Origin of the sequence: Streptomyces sp. NPDC090127 (assembly GCF_044746945.1) — a bacterium.
Classification (GTDB): Bacteria; Actinomycetota; Actinomycetes; order Streptomycetales; family Streptomycetaceae; genus Streptomyces.
Window position 1 is genome coordinate 157,415 of record NZ_JBIVDE010000005.1, and the last position, 13,200, is coordinate 170,614.

General features: G+C 72.2%; 11 protein-coding genes. 9 read left to right on the top strand and 2 right to left on the bottom strand.

Going from position 1 to position 13,200, the window contains the following annotated elements; genetic code table 11:
- Window positions 1-58 precede the first annotated feature (58 nt).
- The 3 genes from ACIPPS_RS19610 to ACIPPS_RS19620 all read left to right on the top strand — a co-directional run bounded on the left by ACIPPS_RS19610 (window position 59) and on the right by ACIPPS_RS19620 (window position 3,139).
- Entirely contained in the window at window positions 59-892 is an 834-nt protein-coding gene (locus ACIPPS_RS19610) for a glycerophosphodiester phosphodiesterase (RefSeq protein WP_401433474.1), read from the top strand.
- A gap of 184 nt (window positions 893-1,076) precedes the next feature.
- On the top strand, window positions 1,077-1,679 hold the full coding sequence (locus ACIPPS_RS19615; RefSeq protein WP_401433477.1) for an ATP-binding protein: 603 nt from the start codon (window positions 1,077-1,079) through the stop codon (window positions 1,677-1,679).
- Window positions 1,680-2,170: 491 nt separating this feature from the next.
- Window positions 2,171-3,139, top strand: coding sequence for a DUF5926 family protein (locus ACIPPS_RS19620; protein WP_401433480.1), 969 nt, complete (start codon window positions 2,171-2,173; stop codon window positions 3,137-3,139).
- Window positions 3,140-4,575: 1,436 nt separating this feature from the next.
- Here ACIPPS_RS19620 and ACIPPS_RS19625 read toward each other — a convergent pair.
- Entirely contained in the window at window positions 4,576-5,256 is a 681-nt protein-coding gene (locus ACIPPS_RS19625; RefSeq protein ID WP_401433483.1) for a bifunctional DNA primase/polymerase, read from the bottom strand.
- Between the two features lie 381 nt (window positions 5,257-5,637).
- On the opposite strand from ACIPPS_RS19625, the gene ACIPPS_RS19630 reads away from it, so the two are divergent.
- Together ACIPPS_RS19630 and ACIPPS_RS19635 are read left to right on the top strand one after the other, a co-directional pair.
- Window positions 5,638-7,311: a PP2C family protein-serine/threonine phosphatase gene (locus tag ACIPPS_RS19630; RefSeq protein ID WP_401433486.1), complete on the top strand. Its 1,674-nt coding sequence runs from the start codon at window positions 5,638-5,640 to the stop codon at window positions 7,309-7,311.
- A 234-nt stretch (window positions 7,312-7,545) separates the two neighbouring features.
- Window positions 7,546-9,003 (top strand): aminopeptidase P family protein, encoded by a 1,458-nt coding sequence (locus tag ACIPPS_RS19635; RefSeq protein ID WP_401433489.1) that lies wholly within the window; start codon window positions 7,546-7,548, stop codon window positions 9,001-9,003.
- A 189-nt stretch (window positions 9,004-9,192) separates the two neighbouring features.
- Here the strand turns inward: ACIPPS_RS19635 and ACIPPS_RS19640 are convergent, their stop codons facing one another.
- A complete protein-coding gene (locus ACIPPS_RS19640; RefSeq protein ID WP_401433491.1) occupies window positions 9,193-9,657 on the bottom strand; it encodes an ATP-binding protein in 465 nt (154 codons plus the stop codon).
- A 220-nt stretch (window positions 9,658-9,877) separates the two neighbouring features.
- Between ACIPPS_RS19640 and ACIPPS_RS19645 the strand changes: the two genes are divergently transcribed.
- From ACIPPS_RS19645 to ACIPPS_RS19660, 4 genes are all read left to right on the top strand, one after another.
- On the top strand, window positions 9,878-10,681 hold the full coding sequence (locus ACIPPS_RS19645; RefSeq protein WP_401433493.1) for a hypothetical protein: 804 nt from the start codon (window positions 9,878-9,880) through the stop codon (window positions 10,679-10,681).
- Between the two features lie 494 nt (window positions 10,682-11,175).
- On the top strand, window positions 11,176-11,943 hold the full coding sequence (locus tag ACIPPS_RS19650) for a YcnI family protein (RefSeq protein ID WP_401433496.1): 768 nt from the start codon (window positions 11,176-11,178) through the stop codon (window positions 11,941-11,943).
- 45 nt (window positions 11,944-11,988) lie between these two features.
- Complete coding sequence (locus tag ACIPPS_RS19655; protein ID WP_401433499.1) at window positions 11,989-12,717, top strand: SCO family protein; 729 nt, start codon at window positions 11,989-11,991, stop codon at window positions 12,715-12,717.
- The gene (locus ACIPPS_RS19660) at window positions 12,714-13,193 is read left to right on the top strand and encodes a copper chaperone PCu(A)C (RefSeq protein ID WP_401433502.1); all 480 of its coding nucleotides are present in this window, start codon (window positions 12,714-12,716) and stop codon (window positions 13,191-13,193) included. Before ACIPPS_RS19655 ends, ACIPPS_RS19660 begins: the two co-directional genes overlap by 4 nt.
- Window positions 13,194-13,200: the final 7 nt, after the last annotated feature.

Sequence of the window (13,200 nt, forward strand, 5' to 3'; positions counted from 1 at the left end):
TTACGGACAGAACGGACGCGATCCGGTACGTCCGCCCCGCCAATGGCACCATGACGCGGTGACCCACGCACGGCAGCACCCCCGGCCGCACCCGAACCCCACCCCCGTCCAGGTGGTCGCCCACCGCGGAGCCTCCGAGGAAGCCCCCGAGCACACGCTCGCCGCCTATGTGAAGGCCATCGAGTACGGCGCCGACGCCCTGGAGTGCGATGTCCGGCTCACCGCCGACGGCCACCTCGTCTGCGTCCACGACCGGCGCGTCAACCGCACCTCCAACGGACGCGGCGCCGTCTCCGCCCTGGAACTCACCGACCTCGCCGCCCTGGACTTCGGCACCTGGAAGGGGCGCGATGAGGCGGGCGAGAGCCCGGACTGGAAGGACCAGGGACTCACCTCCGTACTGACCCTGGAACGCCTCCTGGAGCTGGTCTCCGATTCCGGACGCCGCGTCGAGCTGGCCATCGAGACCAAGCACCCCACGCGCTGGGCGGGCCAGGTCGAGGAGCGGCTGCTCCACCTGCTCAAGCGGTTCGGCCTCGCGGAGCCGGCGACCCCTGAGGACTCTCCCGTACGGGTCATGAGCTTCTCCGCGCGGTCCCTGCACCGGATCGCGGCCGCCGCGCCGACGCTCCCCACCGTCTCGCTCTCCCAGTTCGTCACCCCGCGTCTGCGCGACGGCAGGCTCCCGGCGGGCGCGCGGATCGCCGGTCCGTCGATCCGGATCGTCCGCCACCACCCGGCCGTGATCCTGCGGCTCCAGAAGGCCGGACACCGGGTGCACGTATGGACGGTGGACGACCCGGAGGACGTCGAACTCTGCGTCCGGCTCGGCGTCGACGCCATCATCACCAACCGGCCCCAGCAGGTGTTGTCCCAGTTGGGCCGCCTTTGACCCGCTCCCGCACTCCTCTCTGACTCCTCTCTGACTACTCGCTGACTCCTCCCTGACTCCTCCCTGACCCGTACGTGGTCTCCCCACGACTCCCCCATGGCCCCTTCCCGTCCCCTCCGCCCCACCCGTCACTGGGTTAACAGGGAGTGCACCGGCGCGTTCGGTCCGTACTCGATCGTCACGAGTGCGTCACCGCACGCTCAGGGGGCGGTTTCCGGTCCAGGCCATTGGGGCATTCACACCGTGGCGTGGGGCAAAGGAGGTCTCGGGGGTGGCGTTTGTGGTGGCACAGGAGGTGCCCACGTCGTCGAGCATGGCCGTACCCCATGGCCCTGCGGGCGTGGGTGAAGCGCGACACCGTATGCGGGAGCAGTTGCTCCGTAGCGGAATGTCCGAATCGGTCGTCGACGACGCGGTACTGATCCTTTCCGAGCTGCTCAGCAACGCCTGTCGACACGGCAGGCCGCTGGGGCGGGCGGAGGTCGGCGACGGGGACGTCCGTGCGGCCTGGAGCGTCGATCCGTCGGGTGGTCTGACGGTCGAGGTGACGGACGGCGGTGGCCCGACACGGCCGATTCCGTCGACGCCCTCGGTCACCGCGCGCGGTGGCCGCGGGCTGAACATCATCAGCGCCCTGGCCCAGGACTGGGGCGTACGGGACAGCGCGTCCGGCGAGGTGACGGTCTGGGTGGTCGTCACCGAGGGCCATCGCCGCGAGGACTTCGCCGCCCGCGTCGGCGGCGGCTCGGGCTTCGACTTCCTGGACGCGTACGACGATCTGGAGTGACGCGCGTAGCGAGCCCGCCGGGGCCGCGGTGAGCAGCGCGGAGGGCGGCGCGGAGGACGGGCAGCCCCGAGGACGGGCGGCGCGGAGGACGGGCAGCCCCGAGGACGGGCGGCGCGGAGGACGGGCAGCGAACCTCAGGCGGGATGGTCGGCGAACCTCAGGCGGGATGGTCGGCGGCTAAGTCCGGGCGCGCGTGAAGCGGCACGGCAGGCGTGACGGGCCGGCACGGCGGGCACGATGGGTCGGCAAGGCGGGCACGATGGGCCGGCACGGCAGGCACGATGGGCCGGCACGGCAGGCACGATGGGCCGGCACGGCAGGCACGATGGGTCGGCACGGCGGGCACCCCCACCCCCGCACTGCCCCGGCCCGGTGAACGTCCCCGCCTGAGTCCCTCGGCGCTCCCGTGCGGCTAGGCTCGCCCGACACAGAGTCGTGCACCACGTGCGGCCCTGCACCACAGCACTGCCGCTATCGGGAGAAGCCACACCATGGCCAAGAAGCGCCCCCAGACGAAGGCCTCCAAGGCACAGGTCACGAACGGGGAGATCCCGGTCGTCGGTGCGCGCGAGCCGTGCCCCTGCGGGTCGGGCCGCCGTTACAAGGCGTGCCACGGCCGGGCCGCCGCGCACGCCGTGACCGAGCTGGTCCAGCGTCCCTTCGAGGGACTGCCCGGTGAGTGCGACTGGGTCGCGCTGCGCGAGCTGGTGCCCGCCGCCACCGTCCCGCTCACGCTGAAGGACGGGCTCCCCGAGGGCGTCCCCTCCGTGACACTCGCGACCGTGCTGCCCATGGCATGGCCCGCGCTCCGCCGCGACGACGGCTCCGTCCTCCTGGCCCTCCAGAACGACTCGTCCTCCGGCGACCTCGCCCGCGACCTCGCCGACACCCTCCAGCGCGCCCTGGAGACGGAGCCGGGCTCCCCGGTCACCCCGCGTCGCGTACCGGCCGAAGGCCCGCGCCTGCAGGATCTGCTCGACCCGAAGGGCGATTTCGCGCCGGTCGTGCACACGGGCTTCGAATTCTGGATTCCGGAGTCCGCCGACAACTCCAACCCCGAGGTCACCGCCTCCCTGGAGCGCGCGAACGCCGCCGCGATCCCCACCGTCAAGCTGACCGGTGTGGACTCGTCGTACTGGTGCGAGACCCCGGACAAGAACCACCTGCGCTGGGTCATGCCGCACCCCGAGGAGAAGCTCCTCGACGCGCTGGCCCGCCTGCACGCCGCCGGTACGTCCTCCCTCGGCGAGAACACCCGCCTGGTCGGCTCCTTCCGGGCCCACGGCCTGATGGTCCCGGTCTGGGACCTGCCGACGACGATGAGCGCCGAGGACTGCGAGAAGCCCGCCGCCGAGTTCGCCGAGCGGCTCGCCACGGCGCTGGCCACCGACGCCCCGCTCACCCCCGAGGAGCGTCGGGCGCGCGGCGGCCTCACCAACCGTCAGGTCACGCTCAGCTGACACCCGTGAGGCCCGGGGTGACGGTGTGGACTGACAGACCGACCAGTCGGTGACATCCGCCACAACTCCCCGTGCGGTCAGGTAAATCCCTGTCCGAATAACCGAGATCGAATTTGCGAACCGCAGATCTCTTGTTACCGTTCTAGAAGCCCGGTCGCTGGTGCATCCCCCGTCGCCAGCGACCGGGCCTTCTCATACCCGGACGGAACTCGCCCGGAAGCTCAACTTCCGCCTGCACCGGCCGTGTTGCTCCCGGCCCGCAGCAGCAGCGGCGTACTGGATCCCTCTCCCGCACCGGCGAATTCCGCGACAGCCGAATATGCCGAGACAGCACCCCGCGCGCGCTCCCTGGGCGTTTCGCACGCCCCCGGTTCATCCCGCGCGACAACCGCACAACGCACTTGTACGGTTCGCCCCGCGGGGCCCATCAAGGTGAGCACGGCGTCGAGCCGCTGGCCGCCTGCGTTGCGGTAGTACGTACGCGCCCAGGTGTCCGGCCCCTCCGTGAGCACGCAGGTCTGTGCCTCGATCCCGTCGGGGGAGGTCAGCTCCGGACCGCAGTACGAGCTGCGGGCGGGAACGCCCGAGGCGGGCCCGGGTACGGAGGACGTCCCGGGGGAGCCCTCGGGGGAGCTCGGGGGCGCGGTCGGGGGCGCGGGCTTCGCAGCGCGCTCCGATCCGCCGAGGCCGAGACCGGGCAGCAGTCCTCCGTCCGCTCGGGGCTTGGCGTCGCGGTCGCCTTCGCCTTCGCCGTGACCACGGCGGGGGCCGCCCGAGTCGGCAGCCTGTGCGGCGTCTGGGCCGGAGCGGGGGCCGGAGGCTGAGTCGGAGCTGTCCGTCCCGGGGCCCGGCCCGGACGCCTGGCTCGCGAGGGCGACGATCGGCAGGAGCGTGGCGCACACCACGGCGGCCCCGAGCCCGATCATGCGGAGATTCATGGGACCCACCTGTCCGACTGGCTGCGACGACTGGTTACGCCTCGTGAACGGTCCGCCGAAGATATCGGCGCACCGGCGACCCGTGGCGCGCCGCGCGCCCGTTTCCCGTACAAGTCGGGCAGCCTCACACCCGTATGGGTGAGGAAGTCAGCCCACGAGGGGCGCATCGCTCAGGCCCGCAAGGGCGTACCGCCCGGCGAGGAAGAGCGCGCCGCCCGGCCACGAAGAGCGCGCCGCCCGGCCGGAAAGAGCGCGCCGCCCCGCCACGAAGAGCGCACCGCCCGTCTACGTAGAGCGCGCCGCCCGGCCACGAAGAGCGCGCCGCCCGGCTGGAAAGAGCGCGCCGCCCCGCCACGCAGAGCGCGCCCGCCCCGCCACGAAGAGCGCACCGCCCATCTACGAAGAGCGCACCGCCCGTCCACGAAGAGCGCGCCGCCCCGCCACGCAGAGCTGCCCCCGGCCCCCGCGGGCGGGCGGCCCGCCGTCCTCGTCGGCCGCTCAATACGCCAGTCTGCTGCCGCCGCCCGGCGCGCCCGTGCTCGCCTCGACCAGGGCGTCCACGACCGCCTCCACGTCCGGCAGCCAGGGGCTGGCCGAGCCTGCCAGCGGGGCGCGTTCCCAGCGCACCTGGCCCGTCCCGGCGACCGACGGCGGCAGCAGCAGGTAGCCGCCCTCGCCGTGGAACCGCAGCGAACTGGGCACGCTGTCCTTCGCGTAGAGGAGTTCACCGAGCTGTTCGAGGCCGTACGGGGCGACCAGCAGCGACCAGCGCGTGGGCGTCGCCACCACCGGGCCGAGGCGCATGCCCATCGTGTCGAGGGCGGCCAGGGCGCGCGCTCCCGCGACGGCCGGCAGGCTCACCGCGCAGGGGGCGGCGCCCCCCGTGGCCAGGAGGACCGGGGCTTCCGGGCGCCGGGCCCACCACCAGCGGATCATGCGCTCGTCGGTGGTGGCGGCCAGCAGGCCGGGGTCGAAGGGGTGTGCGCCGGGGACGACACACCCCGGGTCGGGGCAGGCACAGCCGGCCCCTCTGGACGTGCGGGTCGTCGCCTTCAGCCCGACGCCGGGCAGGACGGGCCAGCCCCACTCGGTGGCGCAGACGAGCGCCGCGTCGAGCTGGACGGTCCTTTCCTTGCGCCGAAGCCGGAACCTGCGTCGCCTTCCGAGGATCTCGCGCATGTGCGCTCGTTCCTTTCCGTTGAACGCCGAATCCACATCACACCATGTGCGGATCACTTCACCGTGCGTAGCAGCGCGTACAAGGTCGGCGGGTCACCGCCCCGTGCGGTGGGGCGGGAGGGGCCGAGCTGAGGCTCGTCGTCCACTAGAGGGGCGCGGCCTGCGACGGTGAGGACGCCCAGGCACCCTGCCAGGTTCCGGGGCCGTTCCAACTACCCCTGGCCATCACCGATTACGTACCCATCACGTTCAAATCAACGCGCTTTCAAACGACGCCAGTCGACCGCAAATGGCGCTCCGAGGGGGCAATTTTCGGCCAACTTGGCCTGCAGTTCAACCCCTCTGCCAAACCCCACGGACACCACAAGTCCCGTGGGGACAATGCTGGACATCGCTCCTCTTGTGCGTGTACATGTGGATGCATTGCTAGCGGCGCAGATTGACATGGGGGTTTGCGATGCTATTGAGCGAAACGCACCAGCCGGAAAGCCGGCTGACATGAGCGCCCCACACCTGCCGAAAGTGGCCGGAATCGATTCCACGGTTCCCTCGCCCGCGCACACTACCGCGTCCGTTCCGCCCGTGAACCACTCCGCGGCGGCCCTTCCGAGCATCCCCGGCATGCTGATCCAGGACCGGCTGGCCGGCTGGGTCTCCGACCTCACCACCCTTCACGAATTCACCGAACGCCTGGTCAGGACCGCTTCGCTGGACGAAGCCCTGCGCGAGGTCCTGCGCGCCGGAGCCGCCCTCGTCGGCGCCCGCCGCGGCATGGCCGTCTTCGAACCGGCCGACGGCCGCGGCCCCGCCTCCACCGTCGGCCTTGGTCTCGCCCACGCCGACCTCGGCACCATCGAGACGGTGCCGCGCAGCGCCACCTCGTACGGCCGCATCCTCGACGGCCTCCCCGAACCGGCCGAGCCGCCGACGCGCACCCCCTCCTCGTCCGCCCCCGCTCCCGCCGCCGGACCCAGATCCGGACACGGGCCCGGGCCCGCTCCCGCCGCCGGACCCGGGCCGGTCGGCACCGCCGGCGCCTCCAGCCGCTCCGTGCCCTCCTCCGTCGCCCCTCGCATCCCCGACCCCATCGCCGTCCCCGACCTGTTCGGCGAGCCCGATCTCGACCCGCGGCAGCGCGAGGTCGCCGCCCGGCTCGGCTACGCCGCCAGCTACGCCCTTCCCCTGGCCACCGAGGCCGCCGGCAAACTCGGCGCCGTCGTCTGGCTCTACGACGAACCCGCCGCACCCGTCGAGCGCCAGCGCGATCTCGTCGGTCTCTACGGCCGGTACGCCACCGAGCACCTCGCCCGCCTCCTGGAGCTGGAGCGGGCCCGCGTCCAGGTCAGCACGGTCGCCGAGGAGTTGCTGCCCAGCCGCCTGCCCCGGGTCCCCGGCGTCCAGCTCGCCGCCCGCCACCGCACCGGCCCCCAGGGCGGCGGCGACTGGTACGACGCGCTGCCGCTGCCCGAGGGCGCCCTGGGCCTCGCCGTCGGCTCCGTCTCCGGGACCGGGCCGAGCGCGCTCGCCGCGATGGGGCGGCTGCGCGCCTCCCTGCGGGCGTACGCGGTCATGGAAGGCGAGGATCCGGTCGCCGTCCTCTCCGACCTCGAACTCCTGCTCCGCCTCACCGAACCCGCCCGCTCGGCCACCGCCCTCTTCGCGTACTGCGAGCCCGCGCAGCGCAAGCTCGTCCTGGCCGGGGCCGGTCACACGCCGCCGCTGATCATCGGCGAGCACCGCACCGAGTTCGTCGAGACCTCGCTGTCGGCGCCGCTCGGCATGCTGGCCTGCTGGGAGGCGCCGAGCGTCGAGATCGCCCCCGCGCCCGGAGAAACGCTGCTGCTCTACACCGACGGACTGCTCCGCAGGACGGGCGACCCGATGGACCGCGCGTTCGCCCGGCTGCACGCCGCCGCCGCGAGCGTCCCGAAGGCGGACCGAGGCGACCCCGGAGCCATCGCCGACCACGTCCTGCGCACCGTCCTGCCCGAGGGTCTCGACCTCGGTACCACCGACGGGGAGGACGTGGTCCTGCTCGCCGCCCTCTTCGAGTAGAGCCGCACCTGCTCGTTGGCCCTGAGCGGCGCATGCCCCGTCGCTGTGGGCGAACCGCGTTCCCGGTCGCTCCCCGTCGCTGTGAGCGGCGTATGCCCCGTCGCTGTGAGCAGCTCGTCACCGATGGCTGTGAGCGCCTCGTGACGCTGCGGTGACAGGTCTTCCGGCCCTGGGCGCCCTTCCGTACGACCGTACGATGGAGTGGGTTCAGTGTCGTACCAAAGGAGACCCCCCGTGGCAGACGAGCTCACTCCGGAAACCCCGGACGAGACCGAAGAGCCGATCAAGCAGCGCAAGAACGGCCTTTACCAGGGCGTGTCCGACGAGCTTGCCGAGAACATGAAGTCCGGCTGGGCCGACACCGAGCTGCACGACCTGCGGCCGATCGCCCAGGCCGCGCACACCGCCGCCCGCCGCGCCGCGCTGTCCGCGCGCTTCCCGGGCGAGCGCCTGGTGATCCCCGCGGGCAACCTGAAGACGCGCTCGAACGACACCGAGTACAGCTTCCGCGCCTCGACCGAGTACGCCTACCTCACCGGCGACCAGACCGAGGACGGCGTCCTCGTCCTGGAGCCGACGAAGACCGGCCACCGCGCGACGATCTACCTGCTGCCGCGCTCCAACCGTGAGAACGGCGAGTTCTGGCTCGACGGCCAGGGCGAGCTCTGGGTCGGCCGCCGCCACTCCCTGACCGAGGCCGAGCAGCTCCTCGGCGTCCCGGCCGAGGACGTCCGCGAGCTGGCCGACGCGCTCAAGGAGGCCACCGGCCCGGTTCGCGCGGTGCGCGGCCACGACGCCGGCATCGAGGCCGCGCTGGCCGACAAGGTCACCGCCGAGCGCGACGAAGAGCTGCGCGTCTTCCTCTCCGAGGCCCGTCTCGTCAAGGACGAGTTCGAGATCGCCGAGCTCCAGAAGGCCTGCGACTCGACCGCCCGCGGCTTCGAGGACGTCGTGAAGGTCCTCGACAAGGCCGAGGCGACCAGCGAGCGCTACATCGAAGGCACGTTCTTCCTGCGCGCCCGCGTCGAGGGCAACGACGTCGGCTACGGCTCCATCTGCGCCGCCGGCCCGCACGCCACCACCCTCCACTGGGTGCGCAACAACGGCCCGGTCCGCTCCGGCGACCTGCTCCTCCTCGACGCCGGTGTCGAGACCAACGAGCTCTACACCGCCGACGTGACCCGCACGCTGCCGATCAACGGCCGCTACACCGAGCTCCAGCGCAAGATCTACGACGCCGTGTACGAGGCGCAGGAGGCGGGCATCGCCGCGGTGAAGCCGGGCGCCGCCTACCGCGACTTCCACGACGCCGCGCAGCGCGTGCTCGCCGAGAAGCTCGTCGAGTGGGGCCTGGTCGAGGGGCCCGTCGACCGGGTCCTGGACCTCGGCCTCCAGCGCCGCTGGACCCTGCACGGCACCGGCCACATGCTCGGCATGGACGTCCACGACTGCGCCGCCGCGCGCACCGAGACGTACGTCGACACCACCCTTGAGCCGGGCATGTGCCTGACCGTCGAGCCGGGGCTCTACTTCCAGGCCGACGACCTGAGCGTGCCGGAGGAGTACCGGGGCATCGGCATCCGGATCGAGGACGACATCCTCGTCACGGACGACGGCAACCGGAACCTCTCCGCCGCGCTGCCGCGCCGCTCCGACGAGGTCGAGGCGTGGATGGCCGGCCTGAAGGGCTGACCTGGGACCGTCAAGGGACGTAGGCACAGAGGGAAGGGCCCTCTCCGACCACGGTTGGTCGGAGAGGGCCCTTCCCTTCCCTTACCGGCCCGGCCCGGCCCGGCGCTGCCCTGCCCGGCCTTCCTTGCCCTTCCCAGGCGCTGCCCTGCCCGGCCTTCCTTGCCTTTCCCTGCCCTGTCCGTACGCGCTTCAGGTCAGCGCCAGCGGCGCGTCCGCACGCCACTTCACGATCTTGTCGAAGCTGACGAGGGCTCCGCCCCGGCCCGTCCGGCCGAAGTGGACGTGGTCCGCCAGCTCCTCGATCAGCCGCAGCCCGCGCCCGCACTCCGCGTCCGGAGCGGCGGCGGGAGCGGGGCGCACCCCTCCGGGGAGACCCGGACCCTTGCCGAAGCCGGGTCCCGCGTCCGCCACCTCGATACGACAGGTCTCGCCGTCCAGATAGGCCGTGACCCGGTACGCCTCCGAAGCCGGGCCCGCGCCCGCGTCCCCGCCGTGCTCCACGGCGTTGGCGCACGCCTCGGTCAAGGCCACCGACAGGTCGTAGGAGACGTCGGGGTCGACCCCGGCCGTCTCCATCGTGCCGAGCAGCAACCGCCGGGCGAGTGGAACGCTCGCGGCCTCGCGCCTCAGATGGAGGGACCACCAGATGCTCATGCTTCAGCCTCCTGGCTGCGGCTCGACATGCTGCGGCGCGACATACCGTTACCTATTGCCACGACGGGAGCTCCGTAAGCCCCCCGGAGGCAGAACGGCCCTCGTTCGGCGGATGTGCGCACATCGTGCGCCGGTGTATGTCGCGCCCGAAGAGGCCGAAAAGTGATCTTACGGACCTGCCGCATGGAGGGCCGGGGCCTGGTGCGATGATGGGCCCGCCATGTCTGCCCCCGCGCTCGCGCCACGCCTGCTGAGGGCCGCGGTGTTCACCGCGGTCTGCGTCGTGCTGTCCGGGCTCGGGCACGCGATCGCCGCCTGCGCGGGGATCCCCCTGTGGACCCTCGTCGCCGGTTTCCTGGGCCTCTTCGGCGTCACCGTGCTCTTCGCCGGACGGGAGCGCTCGCTGCCCGTCATCGTCGCGGCCCTGGCCGGCGGGCAGCTCGGACTGCACGTCCTCTTCGGGCTCGGGCAACGTCCGATCACGGCCGGCTCCCTCGGTCCGGTCGCCGACGACGCGCTGATCCGGATGGCCGCCAAGATCGTCTGCGGCGCCGGCGCGGCCTCCCTGAGCGCCGCCGACGCCGCCCGGATCGTCACCGACGCCGGCCTCGACCCGACCGCGGCCGCCACCCACGCGCACCCCGGCCACGCCGCCCACCTGGCGACCGGGGCCGCGCAGGGCGGCGGCCTCCTGCCGGACCTGCCGATGGCGCTCGGCCACCTGCTGGCCGCGCTCGCCACCGGCTGGCTGCTGCGCCACGGCGACCTGGCCCTCGGCCGGCTCGCACGGCTCTCCACCCAGGGGGCGACCGGGCTCGCCGAAGCCGCCCTCGTGCGTTCCCTGCGCGCCGCGCTGACGCTCGTACGGGCCCTGCTCGCCGGCCTTCCCGGGCTCCCCGCGGCCGCGCCGCGCCGACCCGCCCGTGCCGGGCACCCCGCCTCACCGCCGACCCGCGCGGAGGCACTCCAGCACACGGTGATCCGGCGCGGGCCGCCGGTCGCCGACCTCGGCCTCGCGGCCTGACGCGCACCGCTCGCCGGAACGACGAGCCACCGCGCGACACCACGGCCGCCGTCGTACGCCGCGCCCGGAACCGGACCCCGCCCGTCCCGTACCACCGGCACCTCGGTACCAACGGCAGCCCGGTACCAACGGCACCTCGCCCCTGGCACCTCGCTACCAACGGCACCTCGGTACCAACGGCGCTCATTCCGTTTCGGGGCGCCGACGGAACCCGATCCACCGGCACCTCCGTACGACCGGCAACCCGCACCACCGGCATCCCGTACCACCGGAATCCGCACCACCGGTACCCGTACGTACCCCCGGATCTCACGGTCCGTCGGTCCGTGCGGTGTCCGCACCCGGATCACGCCGTTCCGAACGGCCGCCTCGCGTACCCGGATCTCACCGTCCGCCGTACGCGTACGAACGGCGTCCATACCCGGAGCGCGAGCTTCCGGAAGTCGGCGCGCCGGACCCCGAACCCTCTCTCCCGAGCTGGAGTGTCTTCTGCCATGAACGTCTCCCGTATCGCCGTCACCGGCTCCCTCGCCCTCTCCTCCGTCGTGCTGCTCTCCGGCACCGCCTTCGCGCACGTCGGGGTGCAGCCGCAGGGCGAGGCCGCGAAGGGCGGCTACGCGACCGTCAACGTCAAGGTCCCCAACGAGCGCGACAACGCCTCCACCATCAAGGTCGAGGTCAACTTCCCGACCGACCACCCGCTCGCCTCCGTGATGCCGCAGCCCGTCCCCGGGTGGAAGGCCGAGGTCACCAAGTCCAAGCTCGCCAAGCCGCTGGAGCTGCACGGCAAGACGATCAACGAGGCCGTCTCCAAGGTCACCTGGACCGCGGACGGTTCGAAGATCGGCCCCGGCCAGTTCCAGCAGTTCCCGCTCTCCCTCGGCCAGCTGCCTGAGGACGCCGACCAGCTCGTCCTCAAGGCGATCCAGACCTACGACAACGACGAGGTCGTCCGGTGGATCGAGGAGGCCAAGGAAGGCGCCGCCGAGCCCGAGCACCCCGCTCCGGTCCTGAAGCTCTCCGCGGCCTCCGACGACCACCACGGCGGCGGCGCGACGACCGACGCCAAGGCCGACGAGAAGGCGGACGAGAAGGCCGGCCACGGCCACAAGGCCGAGGACGAGAAGGGTCACACCGAGTCCGCCGCCTCCGCCTCCGACAGCAGCGACACCACCGCGCGCGTGCTCGGTGTCGTCGGCATCCTCGTCGGCGTCGCCGGCGTCGCCTTCGGTCTGCTCGCCGGCCGTCGCCGTTCGGCCTGACCCGCGAGCCCGAGAGAGTACGAGAGAGCACGAGAGAGCACGTCCATGCCAGTGCAGAAAACGGCCGACCAGGCCACCGACGAGCGGACCCGGCCCAGCCGCCGCGCACCTCTGATCGCCGCCGCCGTCGCGATCGCCGCCGCCCTCGCGGTGACGCTCGCGGTCGGCGTCGGCGGCGGTGACGACACGGCGGGTGGCCCCGGGAACGGAGCCGTCGCCGAGGTCTCCGCCGAGAACGACACCACCAAGGCGGCGACCGTCCTCGACCGCCCGTTCACCAAGCCCGACCTCGTCCTCACGGACACCAAGGGCCAGAAGTTCGACCTCCGCGCGCAGACCAAGGGCAAGCCGACGCTGATCTACTTCGGCTACACCCACTGCCCCGACGTCTGCCCGATGACGATGAGCAACATCGCCGTCGCGAAGAAGGAGCTCCCCAAGGCCGACCAGGACAAGCTCCAGGTCGTCTTCGTCACCACCGACCCCGAGCGGGACACCCCGGCCGAGCTGGCCAAGTGGCTGCCCGCGGCCGGAGACCCGTCCTTCACCGGCCTCACCGGCGACTTCTCCGCGATCCAGGCCGGCGCCCGCCAGATGGGCATCGGCATCGACCCGCCGAAGAAGGAGAACGGCAAGGTCGTCTCCATGCACGGGGCACAGGTGATCGCCTTCTCGCCCACGACCGACCAGGGCTACGTCCTGTACGGCGAGGACACGACCGTCGAGGACTACGCCAAGGATCTGCCGAAGCTCATCAAGGGGGAGAACCCGTGAACCGCCGCACCACCGTCCTTTCCGCCACCGTCGCCCTGACGGCCGCCCTGGCGCTGTCCGGATGCTCGTCCGACAGCTCCTCCGGCGGGGCTTCCGGGGCCGACGGGAAGCCCGAACTGACGGTCAGCGGCGCGTTCATGCCGCAGCCGGTGATGGACATGGCCGGCGGCTTCCTGACGATCAAGAACGCCGGCGGCACCGCGGACAAGCTCACCTCCGTCACGAGCCCGATCTCGGACGACGTCCAGATCCACGAGACGAAGAACCAGAAGATGCAGCAGGTGACGTCCTTCGACATCCCCGCGAACGGTGAACTCGACCTCGAACGTGGCGGCAACCACATCATGTTCATGGGGTTGAAGACCAAGCCGAAGCAGGGCGACAAGGTCAGCATCGAGCTGCACTTCGAGAAGGCCGACCCCATCAAGGTCGACCTTCCCGTCGAGGCCGCCACCCACAACCCGAAGCAGCACTGAGCTACTT

What these genes read in the sequence shown, in the direction of transcription:
- ACIPPS_RS19640 (WP_401433491.1), bottom strand. Translation starts at nt 9,657, where the DNA reads ATGAGCATCTGGTGGTCCCTCCATCTGAGGCGCGAGGCCGCGAGCGTT.
- ACIPPS_RS19655 (WP_401433499.1), top strand. Translation starts at nt 11,989, where the DNA reads ATGCCAGTGCAGAAAACGGCCGACCAGGCCACCGACGAGCGGACCCGG.
- ACIPPS_RS19645 (WP_401433493.1), top strand. Translation starts at nt 9,878, where the DNA reads ATGTCTGCCCCCGCGCTCGCGCCACGCCTGCTGAGGGCCGCGGTGTTC.
- ACIPPS_RS19625 (WP_401433483.1), bottom strand. Translation starts at nt 5,256, where the DNA reads ATGCGCGAGATCCTCGGAAGGCGACGCAGGTTCCGGCTTCGGCGCAAG.
- ACIPPS_RS19650 (WP_401433496.1), top strand. Translation starts at nt 11,176, where the DNA reads ATGAACGTCTCCCGTATCGCCGTCACCGGCTCCCTCGCCCTCTCCTCC.
- ACIPPS_RS19630 (WP_401433486.1), top strand. Translation starts at nt 5,638, where the DNA reads ATGCTGGACATCGCTCCTCTTGTGCGTGTACATGTGGATGCATTGCTA.
- ACIPPS_RS19620 (WP_401433480.1), top strand. Translation starts at nt 2,171, where the DNA reads ATGGCCAAGAAGCGCCCCCAGACGAAGGCCTCCAAGGCACAGGTCACG.